This is a genomic window from Sphingomonas colocasiae, assembly GCF_019880585.1.
Classification (GTDB): domain Bacteria; phylum Pseudomonadota; class Alphaproteobacteria; order Sphingomonadales; family Sphingomonadaceae; genus Sphingobium_A; species Sphingobium_A colocasiae.
Genome location: NZ_JAINVV010000006.1, coordinates 150,544 through 169,176, shown reverse-complemented (window position 1 = coordinate 169,176; position 18,633 = coordinate 150,544). Strand labels below are relative to the sequence as shown.

12 protein-coding genes are annotated in these 18,633 nt (G+C 66.7%); 2 read left to right on the top strand and 10 right to left on the bottom strand.

The window, feature by feature from the left end; all coding sequences use genetic code 11:
- Nucleotides 1-151: 151 nt before the first annotated feature.
- From K7G82_RS14040 to K7G82_RS13995, 10 genes are all read right to left on the bottom strand, one after another.
- Nucleotides 152-1,888, bottom strand: a complete 1,737-nt coding sequence (locus tag K7G82_RS14040) for a gamma-glutamyltransferase (protein WP_222990528.1) — start codon at nt 1,886-1,888, stop codon at nt 152-154.
- A 22-nt stretch (nt 1,889-1,910) separates the two neighbouring features.
- Nucleotides 1,911-4,592 carry a S9 family peptidase gene (locus tag K7G82_RS14035; RefSeq protein ID WP_222990527.1) on the bottom strand — a complete coding sequence of 894 codons (2,682 nt, stop codon included), beginning with the start codon at nt 4,590-4,592 and terminating at the stop codon, nt 1,911-1,913.
- Nucleotides 4,593-4,710: 118 nt separating this feature from the next.
- Nucleotides 4,711-6,516, bottom strand: coding sequence for a DUF885 domain-containing protein (locus K7G82_RS14030; RefSeq protein WP_222990526.1), 1,806 nt, complete (start codon nt 6,514-6,516; stop codon nt 4,711-4,713).
- A gap of 41 nt (nt 6,517-6,557) precedes the next feature.
- Entirely contained in the window at nt 6,558-7,304 is a 747-nt protein-coding gene (locus K7G82_RS14025) for a TetR/AcrR family transcriptional regulator (RefSeq protein WP_222990525.1), read from the bottom strand.
- Nucleotides 7,301-7,834: a sarcosine oxidase subunit gamma gene (locus K7G82_RS14020; protein WP_246623555.1), complete on the bottom strand. Its 534-nt coding sequence runs from the start codon at nt 7,832-7,834 to the stop codon at nt 7,301-7,303. Before K7G82_RS14020 ends, K7G82_RS14025 begins: the two co-directional genes overlap by 4 nt.
- Nucleotides 7,827-10,772: a sarcosine oxidase subunit alpha family protein gene (locus tag K7G82_RS14015; RefSeq protein ID WP_222990709.1), complete on the bottom strand. Its 2,946-nt coding sequence runs from the start codon at nt 10,770-10,772 to the stop codon at nt 7,827-7,829. The genes K7G82_RS14020 and K7G82_RS14015 overlap by 8 nt, the downstream gene beginning before the upstream one ends.
- Before the next feature lie 5 nt (nt 10,773-10,777).
- Nucleotides 10,778-11,062 (bottom strand): sarcosine oxidase subunit delta, encoded by a 285-nt coding sequence (locus K7G82_RS14010; protein WP_222990524.1) that lies wholly within the window; start codon nt 11,060-11,062, stop codon nt 10,778-10,780.
- 11 nt (nt 11,063-11,073) lie between these two features.
- Entirely contained in the window at nt 11,074-12,327 is a 1,254-nt protein-coding gene (locus tag K7G82_RS14005) for a sarcosine oxidase subunit beta family protein (RefSeq protein ID WP_222990523.1), read from the bottom strand.
- Nucleotides 12,328-12,401: 74 nt separating this feature from the next.
- Complete coding sequence (locus tag K7G82_RS14000; protein WP_222990522.1) at nt 12,402-13,400, bottom strand: GlxA family transcriptional regulator; 999 nt, start codon at nt 13,398-13,400, stop codon at nt 12,402-12,404.
- Nucleotides 13,401-13,431: 31 nt separating this feature from the next.
- The gene (locus K7G82_RS13995) at nt 13,432-14,517 is read right to left on the bottom strand and encodes a helix-turn-helix transcriptional regulator (protein ID WP_222990521.1); all 1,086 of its coding nucleotides are present in this window, start codon (nt 14,515-14,517) and stop codon (nt 13,432-13,434) included.
- Nucleotides 14,518-14,964: 447 nt separating this feature from the next.
- Between K7G82_RS13995 and K7G82_RS13990 the strand changes: the two genes are divergently transcribed.
- Both K7G82_RS13990 and K7G82_RS13985 read left to right on the top strand, forming a co-directional pair.
- Entirely contained in the window at nt 14,965-17,187 is a 2,223-nt protein-coding gene (locus K7G82_RS13990; protein ID WP_246623554.1) for a TonB-dependent receptor, read from the top strand.
- A 21-nt stretch (nt 17,188-17,208) separates the two neighbouring features.
- Nucleotides 17,209-18,591, top strand: a complete 1,383-nt coding sequence (locus K7G82_RS13985; protein ID WP_222990519.1) for an MFS transporter — start codon at nt 17,209-17,211, stop codon at nt 18,589-18,591.
- Nucleotides 18,592-18,633 lie beyond the last annotated feature (42 nt).

Below are 18,633 nucleotides of genomic sequence, written 5' to 3'. Positions count from 1 at the left end.
CGGCATGTGTCATGAGGAAACTGCGCCCGGCCATAACGAGGCCTCGGGTCAGTCGAGGAACCGCGACCATAGCTGGGTGGGCTTTCGAGCTTCGCCGAAAAGGTTTCGCCCGCGACCAGATTTGCGGCCGGATCGACAGGCCAGGCCATGTTCAGGCCGCGAGCGCCTGCGCCGTTCGTCGCGGATCGCCGCAGGCCGTGGCCATGCCGTCCTCTGCGATGCGGATCCCGTCGAACGAGCCGTGCATCCAGTCCCAGGGACTCGAACCGCTCAGCTTCTGTCCACCCGCCTTCAGCCGACGGATCAGGTCCTTGCCCATGTCGGCTTCGATCATCGTATTGCCGGGTACGCGCAGGTCGTCGCCGCCGAAGCGCGGCTTGTGCACCGAGGTTTCGATGTCCAGGCCGAAATCGAGCATGTTCATTGCATTCTGCACGACCGTTTCCGTGAGCGAGATGCTCGGTGAACCGGACGCCAGCACCGGCATCCCGTTTCGGGCGAACATGTTGGGAGCGATGCGCGCATGTACCCGCCCGTCCGCGCCCGGCAGACCGGAGCCGAGATGGAGCAGGCCCGCGCATGCATAGACGCCGTCGACGAAGATGCCGGTGGTGTAAGGGGCGGACATCACCGAGTGCAGCACGGTGGCGACATTGCCTTCCCGATCGACCACCGTGACATGCGTCGACCCGGGCGGCGCGGGGGCCGGGCCGGGCGGCATCGCTTGCGTGCCCAGGCGGGCGAAGCGTTCGGCGGCCAGTGCCTTGGAGATCATCGTCTCGGCGGGCTGGACCGAATTGCTCCAGCGCTGGGCGACCGCGTCGGAATAGACCAGCCTGATCATCTCGATCAGCCTGCGCGTCGTCTCGGGAGAGGCGAAGGCGGGGCCGAGTCTCTGGACGTCGAGCAGCTCGACCATGTTCATGATCTCGAGCAGCGCCTGCCCGCCATAATCGGGCGCGGCGGCGGCGATCACGTCGAAGCCGCGATAGGTCGAACGCAACGGCTCGCCGATCAGCGGTTGCCATGCCGCCATGTCCTCGACCGTCACATAGCCGCCCGCCCGCTGCACGGCGTCGGCGTATTTGCGGGCGAATTCGCCCCGATAGAAATAGTCGCTGCCTTCCTCCGCAATGCGCTCCAGCGTGTCGGCATAGCGGGGCTGGACCAGCATCTCGCCCACATTGAGCAGGCGACGATCCCGGTAATAGACCTCCCGGCCGTAGTCCGCCGCTCCCAGGTCGGCGGACTCGACGAACATCTCGCCCCACAGAAAGGGATGAATCTCGAAGCCGTGGCGCGCATAGTGGACGGCCGGTGCCATCACCGTCCTGAGCGGCAAGCGGCCGTGTCTGCGATGCGAGGCTTCGAAGCCGCCCCAATAACCGGGCACGGGCACCAGCTGGCCATCATACTGGCCGGCCGCGGCCATCGCGCCGAACGCGTCGGCGCCGCCCTTGAATACCGGGTGGGATTTCGGCGCGCCCATCGCGCCGTTGACATAGGAATAGGAGCGGGTGCGCGCGTCGTAATAGAGCATCGAGAACATGCCCGACAGGGTCGTCATGTGCGGTTCGATCACGGTTTGCGCCATGGCGGCGGCGCAGATCGCATCGCACGCATTTCCTCCCGCCCTCAACATGTCGAGCGCCGCTGCCGAGGCCAGCGGGTGCGTGCAGATCGCCACACCGTTGCGTCCGCTGACGCCCTGCTTCTGTCCGAAGCGCGCCGTGGAGATAAGGCGGCGGCGCTCGTTGTCGGCGGGAGGGCGCCAGGGCCCGGGCGCGGTGACCCGGGCGGCCGTTGCCGCACCGGGCGCGATCGAGCCGGCAGCTATCGCGGCCAGGGATCCCTCAAGGACATTTCGGCGACTATAGTTCTGCGTCACTTCAACCTCTTTCCGCTGCGGGTCAGTTGGGGGCGGACCTGGCGTATGGGGACAGCGGCGGCTCGACCCCGAGCAGGTGCTCGGTGAAATAATCCCAGCGCCGGCGCGTGAAATAATCACCCCCGGAGCCGAAACGATGCGTGGTGTTCGCAAGGTAGACCAGGTCGTAGGGCCGGTCCGCCTTGGTCAGTGCATCGAGGAACTGGAGCGTCGAGGCGGACAGCGCATTCTCGTCCAGCTCCCCATAGCCGATCAGCAGACGCCCGCGCAGCTTGCCCGCGAGCGGCGCGTTGCTCATCGCGCGGTAGTTGGCGGGCGAGGCGTCCGGCGTCGGCTTGAGTTCGCGCCCGTTGCCGTAATCCGGATTCTGGAAGACGCCGGACGTGCCGTACAGGGCTTCGTAGATGTGCGAGCCGGCGGACGAGACGCCGACCTTGAAGATGTCGGGATAGCGCAGCATGGCGCGGGTCGAGATATAGCCCCCGAGGCTGTGTCCGGTCACGCCGACCCTGTCTGCGTCGAGGCGCGGATAGCGGGCGGCGAGCTGCTTGATGACCGCGGCATGGTCGTCGGTCATGGTGTCGCCGAAATTGGCGAAGCTTTCGTCCTGGAAGGCTTGCGAACGCAATGGCGTGCCGCGGCTGTCGACGGTCACGACCGCGAAGCCGAGCCTGGTCAGCGCAAAGGAGTCGTTCCAGCCCGAGGCGGTGAAGCCGTGTGGCACGATCGAGGATTGCGGGCCGCCATAAAGATTGTCGATGATCGGCACACGATCGCCCATCGCTGCGTCCGGCCACCAGATCGCGCCGTAGATGTCGGTCTTGCCGTCGGCGGCCTTGACGACGAAATGCTCGGGCGGGCGCCAGCCGAGCGCGTCCAGCGCGCCGATGTCGGTTGTTTCCAGCCGCCCGATGATCCCGCCGTCCGAGGTGCGCCGCAGCACGGTGACGGGCGGCATGGACGGGGTGGACCAGCTGTCGATGAAGCTGGCGCCGTCCGGCGAAACCTTCGAGGCGGTCGGCTTGATGCCGAAGAAGAGAGCGTAGGCTCCGGTGGACTGTCCGGCAAGAACATGGTCCCCGTCCTCGGGGGTCAGCAGCGTCAGTTCGCTGCCGTCCAGGTTCACGCGATAGACCCGGCGGCGATACGGGTCGCCCGGCTCGCGCCCCGATCCCGTGAAGATGATGCGTCCGCGCGCCTCATCGACATGCAGGATGTCGCGCACCAGCCAGTTTCCGCGCGTGATCGCGTTGCGCAGCTTTCCGGTGCGCAGGTCGAAGCGGTAGAGATGGCCCCACCCACTACGCTGGGAATACCAGATCAGGTCGCGCCCGCCGTTGATCACCCGAACATTGGGCGCGTTGTACATCTCGCTGTTCAGCCCGAGAAAGCCGTCGGCCCTCTCCACGATCAGCGCGCGCATCGCACCGGTGGCGGCATCGACCTCGGTCAGCTCCAGGTCGCGGCCTTCACCGGGCATGAGCGCGTAGAAGCGTTTGCCGTCATCTGACCAGCCGAAGATCTCGATCAGGCTGGCCTTTGAAAAGTCTTTCGGCAGCGCGACGGGCACGCTTGTCCCGGTGACCGTGTCGAACACCATGGCGGTCATGACCGGGGTCGGTTCGCCGAGCAGGCTGATCCGGGCAGTGCGCAGGACCGGCGCGAAGCTGCCGTCCTGAGGGACGGCCTCGAGAAAGGGATAGGGCTTGATCGGCCGCTCGTCGATCCGGCTCGCCACGACGAAGCGGCCGTCCGGCGACCAGCTGGCGCCCCATGGCGGCAGCGGCAGGCTGCTGCGCTCGTTGACCAGCGTGAGCAGCATGGAATCAGGCAGCTTGCCCCAGGCGAAATAGTCCGTCCCGTTCGTGGTCAGCGCCTGTTCCCGGCCGCTCGTCAGATCGCGCAGCCACAGATTATGGTCTTTCGCGAATATGGCGTTGCGACCGGTCGGTGACACGCTTTGCCGGGGATCGGTGGCCGCGGGCGCCGCGGGCGCGGTGCAACGATAGTCGGGCAGCGTGCAGCGGATCATGTTGCCGCCCGATGTCAGCTCGACCCATGTCGCCGGCTCGAGGGCGGTGACGGTCAGATCCCATGCGCCGAGCTTCGTCCCCGCGGCGTGCGAAGCCGCCTCGGCAAGTCGCGCATGGTCGAAAGCCATGGCGGAGGCGCCGGACGACTGGACGATGCGGTATTCGCCGCCGCCGGCGCGCGCGCGGCGATACCAGAAGCCGCCATTCTTGAACCAGGTCGGGGTCACGCTCGGGTTGAGGATCAGGGGAGCGAGCGCCTGGCCCGTCGAGGCGAGCGCGCGGGTGTAGCGCGCGGACATGTCTTCGGTGGAGGGAGCGGCGATGGCGCTGCCCGCCAGGGCAAGGTTTACAACACCGGCGATGATCGATCTGTGCATGCGTGGCTTCCACATCCGGTTTGCGCCGGCGGGTGCGAGCGGCGGCTCGGCCCCGACCGGCTGAATCGTTGATGTCAGGGCGGAACGGCTCATGCGCTGCATTGGTCGTTCTCCGCCCCACGTACGCGGAACCAGCCACAGCAGCTCTCCGGCGCGCGCAAGCGCCCGCAGAACCGGGGGTGACGTGGCGAATGATCGCGGCGCCACCGCCCGAAGCCGATGTTGGAAAATCCCGCTCTTGAGGAAGGCTAGGGATCGAGCGGCAGCAAGATCAAGCGCGAACCGACCGATCATACGCGCGCGAAACGGATTTGGCCGCCAGCGAAAATCTGTCGGGATCGGCGCGCCGCGGTCCGGCCCCAGGCCATCGGATCCACCGTCCGGCGCGCGCGCATGCAGCGCGTCTTGCCCGTCAGGAGGCGGGTTTCGGGCGCCTCGTGACAGGCTTTCGCGAGGTGCGCACCCGTGTGATGTACGCATCGACATCGGCTTCCAGCACGGCCAGCGGTCGCGCCCCGGTGGCGAGGACGACGTCATGGAAGTCGCGGATGTCGAACATCGCGCCCAGCGCCTTTTCGGCTCTGCGGCGCAGGTCCCACATCTTGTCGTAACCGGTGCGATAGGCGAGTGCCTGGCCCGGCAGATTGGTCGAATAGCGCAGCGTTTCCGATGCGATCTCGACGTCCGAGAGCGACGTCACCTCGTGCATATAGGCGCGGGCCTTCTCGAGCGACCAGCCATAATGGTTCATGCCTGTATCCACGACGAGGCGCGCCGCCAGGAACATCTCGTTCACGTACCGGCCGTACAGCGTCTCGGGGGTGTCGTAGAGGCCCAGCTCGATGCCCAGGCTGGCCGCATATTCGCCCCATCCTTCGTTGAAGGAAGCGGCCAGATAGTGTTTGCGGAAGGGAGTGAGGGTCGTGCTTTCTTCCTGTATCGCGGTCTGGAAGTGATGGCCGGGGACCAGCTCGTGATAGATCAAGGTTCCGGCATTCACGAGTGAGCGCTTCTCCAGGTTCGAGCCGTTGTAGTAATAGAGGCCGCGCGGCTCGCTTGCATTGGGCGGATCATAATAACCGAAGGTCTGTCCCGCCTCCGCGGCGAGCGGCAGGCGCTGGATGCCGAACGGCGCCTTGGGCACCATGCGAAAATAGCGCGGCACCTTCGGCTCGACCGCGTCGACATAGCGCTGATAGGTCGCTTCGGCATCGGCGGGACTCCCGGCAAGGAAGCGCGGATCGGTGCTGATCCGGTCATAGAAGGCCCTTGAACTGCCGGTAAAGCCGAGTTGCGTCCGGATCGCCCGCATCCGGCTGGAAATGTCGGCCACGGCGGCCAGACCGTGGCTATGCAATTGCGCCGGCGTCATCGCCAGCGTGACGTTGCGGTGGATCAGTCGACGGTACACGGCCTTGCCGCCGGGATAGTGTCCGATCCCGACGGCGACAGGCGCCTGCGCTTCGTAATCGGATCCGATCGCGGCGTTGATCCGCGCATAGACCTGCGCGATCCGCCCCTTGATGATGCGATCGGCGTCGGTGAGGAACCGCGCGCGGGTCGCGGCATCGAGAACCGCGAGCCGCGCATCGGCGGGGCGCAGGGCCCCGGAGCCCGCTGCGAGCGCGGTCCAGGTCGATCGCACCATCGGCAGGACGGGCTTCGGCATGTAAATGCCGCGGGTCTTCTGCGCCTCGAGCTTGGCGTGCAGCGTTTCGAGCATCCTGGCATATTCGCCGAGTAGCCGGAGATAGTTGGCGGCATCGTCCCGGGAGGCGAGCGGCTGCGTCGCCAGGACCTGATGCACCATGCCGAGCTGCATCGGCGCCTGATAGGGCGTGAGGTCGAAGGTCAGCCAATATTCGGCCTCGTCGGGCGCGGTGGCGAACTCGAAGCTCAGGATCCGCCATGTCTGTCGGTCGACGGGATCGAGCCGTGCGGGATCGATGCGCGCATGCCGCGCCATGCGACGCGCCGTGAGGGCGGTCAGCCGGCGGACCGGCGCCGGCGAATAGTCGACGAACTGGCCGATCGGTTTGCCGGCCCGCCATTGCGCGTAGAAGGACGTCTCGAGTTGAGACTGCTCGATATCATCCTCGATCGCGTGCAGTGCGGCGGTATCGTTCGCCGGGCGGGCGGCATCGGCCGGCGGGGGCGATGCCGGATGCGCGGCGCTGGCCAGAAACAGCAATGGCATGCAGAATTTGGCCAGGTTCATTGTGGACTCCCATATCGTTGCCACGCGCGTGGTGGGGTTGATCATGCGCGCGGGCGCGTTGGTGAAGACGGAACCGGGATGAGCTGGATCGCCCTCGCTGAGGCAACGCGCTTGACCGGTTTCGTGCTGGCCTGCCGCGTCAGCGCCTTGCCCAGCTCGGCCGGCGCCTCGTGCCCTGTCAGCACCCGGTAATAAACCGGCACGAGCCGCACGCGCTCGTCCTGCTTCTCGTCAAGATCGAGCGCCCAATAGCCGATCTGGTGGAGATAGGTGATCCGGGCGCGCACCAGCGCCTCGTCCGCGGCCCTGCCGTCGCGCTCGAAGCTTTTCCGCAGCAGGCCGATCCACGCGTCGTCGACGCGCCTGATCGAATCCGCCGTCCCGGCCGTGCGCCGTGCCCAGGCGCGCAAGGCGATATCGAACGCGCGCGCGTTCGGATCCTCGGCCAGCCACAGTCCGATCACCGCAGCCATTTCGGAGGGCGATCGCGCCCAGCGTGCCTGGATCCGGGCGAGGTCGAAATAGTTGCGCGCCTCCCAGTCGGCCAGCAGCGCCTCGAACAGATCCTTGCGATTGTCGAAATACGAATAGAAGCTGCTCCGCGTGACACGCATCTGCCGCGCGAGGTGATCGACCTTCACCTCATCGATCCCGCGCTTCAGGAGAAGCTTGCGGGCAGCCGCGATCCAGTCCTGGCGGGTGAGGCGCCGTGTTGTGCCGGCGTTGATCGGCGCAGCGGCGGAAGCCCCGGCGACGCTCGCATGGCACGGCGAAATCGAGCGCCTCAAGTCGGCACCGCGAGAGATCTGCCCCGTTGCACCTGCTGGGAGAGCAGGCGGGTCACATATGGGGCGAATGACCGCCCGATTTCGACCTGGAAGCGGCTGCTGCCGGTGCGCCACACGATGATCTCCGCCTTGTGGAAGACGGTGCGGGCGCAGGCACCGATCGGAAAAGCCGGCAAGGCGAGATCGAGCGGGCATCCGCCGGCAAGGCAGGTGTCCGCGCCGGCGCCTGACAATTGCAGCGCGACCTGCCGATCGCTCACCTCGACGAAACTGGCGCCGATCGCGGCCCAGACATCGGCGGTGGCGGCGAATGGTTCGGGCGCAAGGATCAGCCACTCGTCCGGTCCCAGCCACAGTGCGTGTCTGTCCGCATGCGATGCGGTGCCATAGGCTGAGCGGGGCAGGTCGAGGCCGAGCAAATCCGAGGCCTCGGCGACGCGCCGCTCGCGGCAGCGCAGAATGTGGCGCGTCATTGGCTGCAGCGTTTCCAGCGACAGCGGGCCGGACGTCATGGCGAATCCATCAGCCATCGAGGCGCTTCCCTTTCGGGTCGAAAAGGACGGGGTTGGTGACGTCGACCTCGATGCCGCCGCCCGGCATAGCCACGCGCAGGCGATGCCCTTCGAGCGCCCGGCCACCCCGGACAAGCGCGAGCGCGATCGAGCGTCCAAGATTTGCGCTGTAATAGGACGATGTGACATGCCCGAGCGACGGGCCGCCATCCGGGCCGACGATCTGCGCGCCCTCCTCCAGCAGTTTCGCGGGATCCAGCGTGCGCAATCCGACCAGCTGCTTGCGGTCGGGGGCCTTCATCGCGGGCCGCGCCAGCGATCGTTTGCCGACGAAGTCGCGTTTGGTCTTGCCGATCGCCCAGGCCAGGCCCGCATCGTCAGCCGTAACGGTGCCGTCGGTTTCCTGTCCGACAATGATATAGCCCTTTTCGGCCCGCAGCACGTGCATGGCCTCGGTGCCGTACGCCGTCATCCCGAGCGGCTGCCCGATGCGCCAGATCGCTTCCCAGACGGCGTGTCCATGGCTCGACGGGACGTTGACCTCGAAACCGAGTTCGCCGGTGAAGCTGACCCGCATCAGGCGCAGCGCCGCGCCGCAGATCGTGCCCTCGCCGATGCTCATGTGCGGAAACGCGTCCGCCGAGATGTCGAGCCCCTGGACCAGCGGGGTGAGGATCTCGCGGGCATGCGGGCCCTGGACCGCGATCACCGACCATTGTTCGGTGACCGAGGTCAGCCAGACGTCGAGATCGGGCCATTCGGTCTGAAGATAATCCTCCATCGTCGCCAGCACCCGCGCGGCGCCGCCGGTGGTGGTGGTGGCGTGGAAGCGATCGGCGGCGAGCCGGCCGATGACGCCATCGTCAAGGATGAAGCCGTCCTCGCGCAGCAGCACGCCATAGCGGCACCGGCCGATGGCGAGCCTGTCCCAGGCGTTGACGTAGAGGCGGTTGAGGAACGTCGCCGCGTCGGCGCCGACGATCTCGATCTTGCCCAGCGTCGATGCGTCGAACAGCCCGGCCGAGCCGCGCACCGCCAGGCATTCGCGGTTCACCGCGGCCTGCATATCCTCGCTTGCCCGCGGGAAATAGCGCGCGCGCTTCCACAGCCCGACATCCTCGAACACCGCCCCTTGCGCGACCGCCCAGTCGTGAATGGGCGTTTGCCGCACCGGATCGAACAGATCGCGCCGCGCCGCGCCGGCGAGCGCGCCGAACGTCACGGGCGTGTAGGGCGGGCGGAAGGTCGTGAAGCCGACCGCCTCCACCGGTCGACCGGTCTGCGCGGCGGTGATGGCGAGCGAATTGAGGTTGGACAGCTTGCCCTGGTCGGTGGCCATGCCGGTGGTCGTGTAGCGTTTGACATGCTCGATCGACCGAAAACCTTCGCGCGTCGCCAGCATGATGTCGCGCGCGGTCACATCATTCTGCCAATCGACGAACGCCTTCACCTTCGCCGGATCCCGGCCATGGGGCAGCGCGCCGATGATACCGCCCTGGCCGACGGAATGATCGACCGATGCGCGAGGCGTGCCGATCCGCCTTGCGGCAAAACCGGCCGCCGCCGCGGCGTCCCGCCCGGCGCGGCACCCGTCGGCGAGCGCGTCGGCAAGTTCGAGACGGCCGGCGGCTGCGCCGATGCTGCATTCGGCTTCGGCCGAGCCCGCCGGCACATAAGCCTGGACCTCCGCGTCCCACGCCATCGTGCCGCGCGATTGCGAGGCGAGATGGATCGAAGGCGTGAAGCCGCCGCACATCAGGACAGCGTCGCAATCGATGCGTTCGCTGCGCCCGGTATGGCTGATCGTGATCGCACTGACCCGCAGCGTGCCGCGTGTGCCCTCGATCCGCGCATCGGGGATGACCCTGAACGGCGTGCTGCGTGCGATCGCTGCAGGGCGGGTATCCGCCAGCACCACCTGGATGCCCGCGGCATGAAGCTCGTGCGCGCTACGATACCCCGCATCGTGTGCGGTGACGATGACGACGCGCCGGCCGACCGCGACGCCGTGAAGCTGCAGATACTGGCGAGCGGCATCTGCGAGCATGATGCCGGGGCGGTCGTTGTCCGGAAAGACGAGCGGGCGTTCGAGCGCGCCCGTTGCCAGGATCACGCGTGCCGCGCGCACGCTCCACAATCGTTCACGCGGGCCGGCCGGTTCGCCGGGCAGGTGATCGCCCAATCGTTCGCACAACCCGAGCAGATTGTGCGGATAATAGCCGAACGCGGTCGTTCGCGGCAGCAGGGTGACATTGGTCATGGAGGAAAGGCGGGCAACGGCCGTGTCGGCCCATTCGCGCGCGCCCAGACCGTCGATGGTCGCACTCGCCGCTGACAGCAGGGAGCCGCCAGGCAGCGGCCGATCGTCACACACGACCACCCGGCATCCGCTCTCGGCGGCAGTGAGCGCCGCGGAAAGCCCTGCCGGTCCCGCGCCGACAACCAGGACTTCGCAATGGGCGTAGCGATGTTCGTAGCGGTCGGGATCGGCCTGCTCGGGCGCGACGCCGAGGCCCGCGACGGCGCGGATCCGGGGTTCGTAGACCCGGCTCCAGAAGGATTTCGGCCACATGAAGGTCTTGTAGTAGAAGCCTGCCGGAAGGAAGCGGCCCAGCCGGTCGTTGATGCTCCAGCGATCGCGCTCCAGGCTGGGTTCGCGATTCTGGCTGAAAGCCACCAGATTCTCGAACAATTCGACCTGGGTGGCGGGCAGATTGGGCGTGCTGCGGCCGCCGCCGCGGATGACGGTCACCAGCGCGTTGGGCTCGTCGGCCCAGGCGCCCAGAATGCCGCGCGGACGATGATATTTGAACGAGCGTCCGGTGAGGTGCACGCCGTTGGCGAGCAGCGCGGAGGCAAGCGTGTCGCCGGCGAGGCCGGTAAGGCGCCTGCCGTCGAAGCTGAACGACAGCGGTGCGCCATGATCGACCAGGCCGCGCTTCGGCAGGCGGAACATCTGGCTCACAAGGGTTCGACCCGGGGGCAGGGCGTGCCGACACGGTAGCTTGCGATGATGCGGTCGGTGCGTGTGTCGCGCACAAGGTTGAAGAAGCGCGCACAGCCATGGAGATGGCGCCAGCGCTCGCGATGCGGGCCTCGAACATTGTCGCGGGCATAGAGGAACGCGCCCCAGGCATCGTCATCGAGCTCCTCAGGCACCGGCGGGCGGGCGATGTGCGCCTGTCCGCCATAGCTGAATTCGATCTCTGGCCGGTTGCCGCAATAGGGGCATGGAATCAGCAGCATCGTCTGTCCGATCAGTGCGCGACGGCGGCGGCCGCCGCTTCGTCGATGAGGTAGCCGTCGCGAAAGCGCTCGATCGTGAACGGAGCATTGAGTGCGTGCGGCGCGTCGGTCGCGATCGTGTGGGCGAACAGCTGCGCGGCACCCGGTGTCGCCTTGAACCCGCCCGTACCCCAGCCGCAATTGACATAAAGCCCGGGCACCGGCGTCCTGGCGATGATCGGGGAGCGATCGGGCGTGACGTCGACGATCCCGCCCCAGTTGCGCAGCATGCGCAGGCGGCGGAACTGCGGAAAGATCTCGCAGATCGCCTCCAGCGTGTGCTGGGCGATGTGGAGCCCGCCGCGCTGCGTGTAGCTGGTGTAGATGTCGGTCCCGGCGCCGATGACGAGCTCGCCCTTGTCGGACTGGCTGACATAGGCATGGATCGTGTTCGACATCACGACGCAAGGCACGACCGGCTTGACCGGTTCGGAGACCAGCGCCTGGAGCGGGAAGCTTTCGAGCGGGAGCCGCAGGCCGGCCATGTTCATCACCACGCTGCTGTTGCCTGCCGCGGAGACGCCGATCTTGCCGCACGCGATGGGGCCGCGGCTCGTCTGGACGCCGGTGACCTTGCCGGAGATGTCGCGGTCGATGCCGGTCACCTCGCAATTCTCGATGATGTCGACGCCAAGCGCGTCGGCTGCGCGGGCATATCCCCAGGCGACGGCGTCGTGCCGTGCTGTGCCGCCCCTGCGCTGGAGCGCCGCGCCAAGGATGGGGTAGCGGACATCGGGCGATATGTTGAGCGGCGGGCAGAACGCCTTGGCCTGCTCGGCCGTCAGCCATTCATTGTCGACGCCGTTCAGCCGATTGGCATGGACGTGACGCTTGAACACCTGAACGTCGTGGACGTTGTGCGCCAGCATCAGCACGCCGCGGCGCGAATACATGACGTTGTAGTTCAGTTCCTGGCTCAGACCGTCCCAGAGCTTGACCGCATGATCGTACAGGCTCGAACTCTTGTCGAAGAGATAGTTGGAGCGGATGATCGTCGTGTTGCGGCCGGTGTTGCCGCCGCCGATCCAGCCTTTCTCGAGCACCGCCACGTTGCGCAGGCCATAATCGCGGGCGAGATAGAACGCCGCGCCGAGGCCATGCCCGCCGCCGCCGACGATGACCGCGTCATAGCCCGGTTTCGGCGCTGCGGCGCGCCATTGCGGGCGCCAGCCCTTGTGATCGCGCAGCCCGTGGCGGAGAAGCGAGAGGATCGAGAAATGTTGCATGACGGGGCCATCATGGCGCGCACATGCCGATCGATCCTTGACGGATGCGACCCCGATTTGAACTCTTGCGACATTCAGCCGGGTTGCGGCGACTGACGGCTTTGACGCGCGCGCGAAGGCGATGTGGCGAACCGCGCCCTGTACGTGCGGGCCAGATGGGCATTGTCGCTAAAGCCGCATTCCAGCGCGATGGCGGTCATCGAACGATCGGTATGGCGGATCATCCAGTCCGCGCGCGACAGTCTGAGGCGGGAGCGATAGTCACGCGGGGTGACGCCGACATCGCTGGCGAACCGCCGCTCCAGCTGGCGGGCTCCGATGCCGAGGCGGCGGGCGATTTCGCCAAGGGCGGGTTCTCCCGCCAGGCCCTGTTCGATCAACAGCATCGCGCGGCGAACCAGCGCGTCCTGCGACTGCCGCGTCACGACATGCTCGGGCTGCCAGGCGCTCGTCGGGAGCGGTTCTTCCTCGATCATGATACGCAGTGACTTGAGCGCGCGTGCCCGGCCGAGATGCTGCTCGATCACCTGGGCGGCGAGGTGCACCACGCTGGTTCCGCCCGCGCACGTCATGCGATCCCTGTCGATGACGAACAGCGTGTCGGACCGTGCGTGAAGATCGGGGAACTCGGACGCGAACTCCTCATGGTGCAGCCAGCTGACGCAGATATCGTAGCCATCGAGCAGGCCGGCGCGGGCGAGGATGAACGATCCGGTGCAAAGGCCGATCAACGGGACGCCGAGCTTCGCCGCGGCCTGCAGAAAACCGTGCGTTCCGGCGGGGACACGCTGCCCGCCGTGCATCAGTCCGCCGACGACCACGACATAATCGAAATGGGCGGCGTCTCCGAGAATGCCGGTCGGCTGCACCAGCACGCCGCAGCTCGACTCGATGGGTTGCCCCTCGGCGCCCAGCACGTCCCAATGGCAATCGACCCGGCCGCTGCGGTCCATCTCGTCGCTGGCGAGGCGGATCGCGTCGATGAAGCCGGCGAATGCCGTGAGCGTGAAGCGCGGCGCCAGGACAAAACCGACGCGAAGCGCCGGGCATGGTGCTGGTTGATCCCGGGACATGCGGCGCCGATGCCTTGCTGCCGGGTGGAATTCAGTTCGCCGAGGCGGTGCCGCGGCGGCGAAGTTCGGACGGGGTCGCACCGAAATGGCGATGCACAGCGACGGAGAAGCTGGAGGCGCGGTTGTATCCGACCGCATAGGCGATCTGAGTGATGGAATCACCGCGTTGGTTCAGCAGGGCAAGGGCGCGCTGCATCCGCAGGTCGTGGATATGATCGAAGACCGACTGGCCGAGGATCTGGCGAAAGCCGGTGCACAGGGCGCTCCGGCTCAATCCGACTTCGGTGGCGAGGTCCTCGAGCGAGGGCGGCGTCACGAAATTGTCGGCGAGGAGCCGCTGCGCCTTCATGACGCCGTTCGCGGTCAGGCGGGTCACCTCGACCGACTGGAAGCCCTCGCTGTGATCGAGCGCTTCCAGGGCCTGGCAAATGATCTCGATCGCCTTCGAGTGCAGCCAGAGCCGCCGCCGTCGACCCTCCAGCAAACAGCCATGAACATCGTCGACGCAGCGCAGCGTGGCGGTGCCCATCGGCAGGGCGCGTGCGACCATGCGTTGCGTTTCGCCCGTGAGGAGCGTCTGGAGCGCGGCGGGGAGTTCCTGCTCGCCGCCTGCATAGAGGGCCTGCAGTGCCTTGCGGTGGACCACCATGTGGATATATCTCGCCTGGCCGGCGAAGGTCACTTCGGAGGGCGGCGCGTCAGCGGGTTCGATGACGAGCGCCGCACTTGGCGCCTCGAAGCTCAACGGCTTTCCGCCGGCGGGCACAAACTCCCCGTCCCCCTGGCTCGCAATGAAGATCTGAAGGCTCTCGGGTGACGAGATGAAGCGGGATTGCGGCGCGTGATAGGCCGTTTCGCTGAACATGATGAAGAAGCCGTCGGCGAGGCCGCAAAATTCGTGGCGCCCGCTGCCGAACGTCCCCTGCAGGTCGAAGCGGTAGTGATGGCGATCGCTCAAGGGAATGAAGGCACCGACCAAATGACCCGCTGCCTTGGCTGGATCCACGACATAATCATCAACGGAGTAGCGCACCGACACGCGCTGGGAATCGACCGCCAACGGCGGGAATCGCCGCGACTGGCATTCACCACGATTAAGCTTCAGCTGGCCCGCCATGCATGTTCCTTTGTCCGTGGTTGAGTACGCCTTTGCGTTGCCTCGTACAAGGACCGAACATGCACTACAGTATGCGGCTCGCCCCGGGCCGCTGACTCGTTCAGCCAGGCTTTGGCGGGCCATTCGCATCGCTGCGGTTCCGCATCTCCGCGGCATCGGCCGGCCTTGCGAGATCTTCCTCCCGATGCCTTGCATCCGGCGAGATTAGTCGATCCGTGCGGTCATTTGGCGGCGGTCGAATGCATTTTGGCGGATTGCGAAAGCGGTCCGTTCCGGCGTTGGTTACAGTGCGGTGTCAGGCGCGGAGTCCTCGGTGTACGGGCGGTCAAACGCGGTTTCCTGATCCATGCAGAACAGAACTGTATTGAATAGAATAGTCAGGGGGAAGGCATGAAGAAGTCCGTGAAGCTCATCTGTCGCATATCGGCCGCCGCATTGGCAATTCACATGACGGCGTCCGGCGTCGCCGCGCAATCGACCGACGGCCAGGCTGTCGCCGCCACCGCCCAGGATGAGGGGGAAATCGTCGTCACCGCGAGCAAGCGCGAGGAAAAGCTGCGCGACGTGCCTTCGGCGATCACGGTGCTCGACGGAGATGCGCTTGCCGATCTGGGCGTGCGATCCGTGCGCGACTATGCGAGCCTGACACCGGGGCTCACCATCCAGGGCGACGGCACGCCCGGTTCGGGCAAGGTGTTCATCCGCGGATTGCAGACGGGCGCGCTCCAGCAGTCGGCGACCACGGTCTATTATCTCGACGACGTGCCATTCACGGCCAGCTCGGCGAATGGCGGCGGCGCGTTCATCGCACCGGACCCCGAACTGGCCGATCTCGACCGGATCGAGGTGCTGAAAGGGCCGCAGGGCACGCTTTACGGCGCATCGAGCCTCGGCGGCGTCGTCCGGCTCATCTCGAAGCGGCCGGACGCTTCGCGCTATTCGGCGAGCGCCCGCGCGGAGGTGACCGCCATCGATGGCGGCGGTGTCGGCTATCTGGTGAACCTCAATGCCAACCTGCCGCTGGTGCGCGATACGCTCGCTGTGCGCGCGACCGGTTTCTACCGTCGCGCGCCCGGTTTCATCGACAATGTCGGGACGGGCGCGACCGATGTGAACGAGAGCGTCTCCAAAGGGGCTCGGCTGGCCCTTGGCTGGACTCCGAACGATCGTCTCTCGATCGATCTCGTCGGCCAGTTGCAGGATACCGACACACACGGCCCAACGCTCCAGGACAATGTCACCGGAAGCTTCACGCCGCTTTATGGCGAGCGCAAATACAGCGCCTATTTCAACGCGCCTTCCTCGGTGCGCTATCGCCTCGCCTCGATCACCGGACGCTATGACATGGGCATCGGCGACCTGATCGCGACCGCGGCCTATCTCGAAAGCAAGCTGAGCACGGATACCGATATCACGACGGCTTATGCGGGCACGGTCGGGGTTCTCGCCTCGCTCGGCCTGCCATATCCGGCGAATACCGGCGTCGTCTCCGAAAGCCGGATCCCGCAGAAGAAGACCACGGCGGAAATCAGGTTCGTCTCGGACCGGCTCGGTCCTGTCGAGTTCATCGCCGGCGGATTCTTCACGCATGAAAGCGTCGATCTCGACAGCGATGTCGTCGCGCGCAGCATTCCGGACAATTTGCCGCTGGCGGACCCGGTGGCGACGCTGATCTCGGCGCCCATCACCGATCGGTACCGCGAAGTCTCCGCCTTCGGTAACCTGACCTACTATCTCGCCGACAATCTCGACGTCACCGGCGGGCTGCGCTTCGCGCATTACGAGGAGGATTTCACGCTCGGCTACAGCGGCACGGTCTACACCATATTCTACGGCGGGCCGGTCAGCATCCCCGAGCTTCACGCGAAGAAGGACCATCTGGCCTATCTGGCGACGCTGCGCTGGCGTCCGACCGACAGGCTCAGCGTCTTCCTGCGCGCGGCGAACAGCTTCCGGCCGGGGGGGCCACAACCCGCGGCCGTGGTCCCGCCGGGCGCGCAAAGCCAGATCAATCCGGACACGGTCTGGAACTATGAGGCCGGCGTGAAGGCCGACTTCCTTGACGGCCGGCTGAGCGTGCAGGCCTCGGCCTACCGCATCGATTGGAAGGACATCCAGCTTTACTCATATGTGACCGTGGCCGGTCTGAGGCAGATCGTGCTCGCGAATGCGGGCGGAGCCAAGGTCGACGGCTTCGAGTTCGCCGTACAGGCACGGCCGACGGACAAGACGACACTCAGCGCCAATCTTGGCTATACCAATCCGCGCATCACCCAGATCGAGCAGGGTGTGAGCGACTATATCGGCGCCTATGCGGGAGATACGATCCCGCAGACGCCGAAGTGGACGGCATCGGCGACCGCCGATCACATGTTCGACCTGGGCGGTGGGGTGCAGGGGCAACTGGGCGGGACGCTGCGCTACCAGTCGCACATGTTCACCTCCTATCCGCGCAGCATCATCAACCCCAATGTGCGGGTCCCGGGATATACGACCGTCGACCTGCGCGCGGGCGTGAATTTCGGCGGCTACCAGGTTCAGCTGCGCGCCGAGAACCTCTTCGACCAAGGCGGCATCATCAATTACAATCCCGGTTCGCCGGGCGTGCCGGCGGGGGCGAATCTCATCCGGCCTCGCAGCTTCACGCTGGCACTGAGCGCCAGGTTCTGACCGACAGGAGGCGGGCCGCCCGTGGCGCTGCGCGACGGACGGCCTGCGATCTTGCGCATCCCAATCCCGAAGACGCGGGACGTTCTTCACATGCCATCCAACGCGAATGCGGCAATTCCGCGATCAAGCCATGTGCCCGCGCGCGCATGGTATGCGCTCACGGTCCTCACCCTGGGGGCGGTCCTCTCCTACACCGACCGGTACATCATCAACGTCCTGGTGGACGGCATCAAGCGAGACCTGCATCTGGACGACGTCGCGATCAGTCTCGTGCAGGGGGCGGCATTCGCGATCGTGTATGCGTTCGCGGCCATTGCGTTCGGAACGCTGGCGGATCGGCTGAACCGCCGCAATATCCTGTTCGGCGGGACCGCGCTGTGGAGCGCGGGCATGCTGGGCTGCGGTCTGGCGGAGAATTACGGTCAGCTCGTGTTCTTTCGCAGCCTGGTCGGCATCGGCGAGGCGAGCTTCTTTCCCGCGTCCTTGTCGATCCTGGCCGCCGTCTTTCCCGCCGAGCGGCGCGGACTGGCCTTCGGCGCGCTGCTGATGGGAAGCGCGATCGGGACGGGCGCCGCCGTGTCCATCGGCGGCGGCCTGCTTGCGTTTCTTCCGTCCCATCTGGATTGGCCGTTTCTGCCCGGCGGGTCCAGCTGGCGCGGCGTCCTGGTGATCCTGGCCGCCGCCGGCCCGGTGCTCATGCTGCTCATCCTGTCGGTGCGGGAACCCGCGCGCGTTGCAACCGCTGCCGAGGGGGCTCGCCTGTCAACGGCGACCCTGCTCGGCCTGTTGCGCACCGGAGGCGTGGTCCTGCTCGCGCTGGCGATGGTCTCGGTCGCCGATGCCGCCGCCTCGGCGTGGGCGCCGACCTTCTTCTCGAGGCTGCTGCACTTCACGCCTGCGCGGATCGCCGCGGAGGTCGGCACCGCGGCGATCGTGGCGGGCGGCGCGGGATATCTGGCCGGCGGCATCCTGTCCGATTATCTCGATGCGCGCGGCGTGCGGAATGCGCGCGACCGGGTCGCCCTGGGCGCGAGCGGCGCGGCGTTGATCGGCCTGAGCTTCGTCATGCTGCGCGGAGGGGCAGCGGTCGCGGCCTATGCCTTGTTCGTCTTCGCGATCGCGTCCGTCTCGGTCGCGGGCGCCTCGGCCTTTCTTCGCCGGCTGTCGCTGGGCATGCAGGGGTTCGGGACGGCGCTGCTCGCCTTCACCATGGTCATGTCCGGTCTGGGCAGCGGCCCCACAATCGTCGCGCTGGTCAAGCAGCATATGGCCGGTGGTGAGGCTGCGACCGGTCTGGCGATCCTGCTCGTCGGCGGGGGAGGGTTGCTCGCCGCAATGGTGATGTTCGCCTGGCAGCTGAGGCGTGGTGCGGCCGACGGCGTCGGCCGCCCTGTCCACGGATGACCGGAGGGGCGTGCCTGGTCCGGGACGATGTCGAGGCCCCGA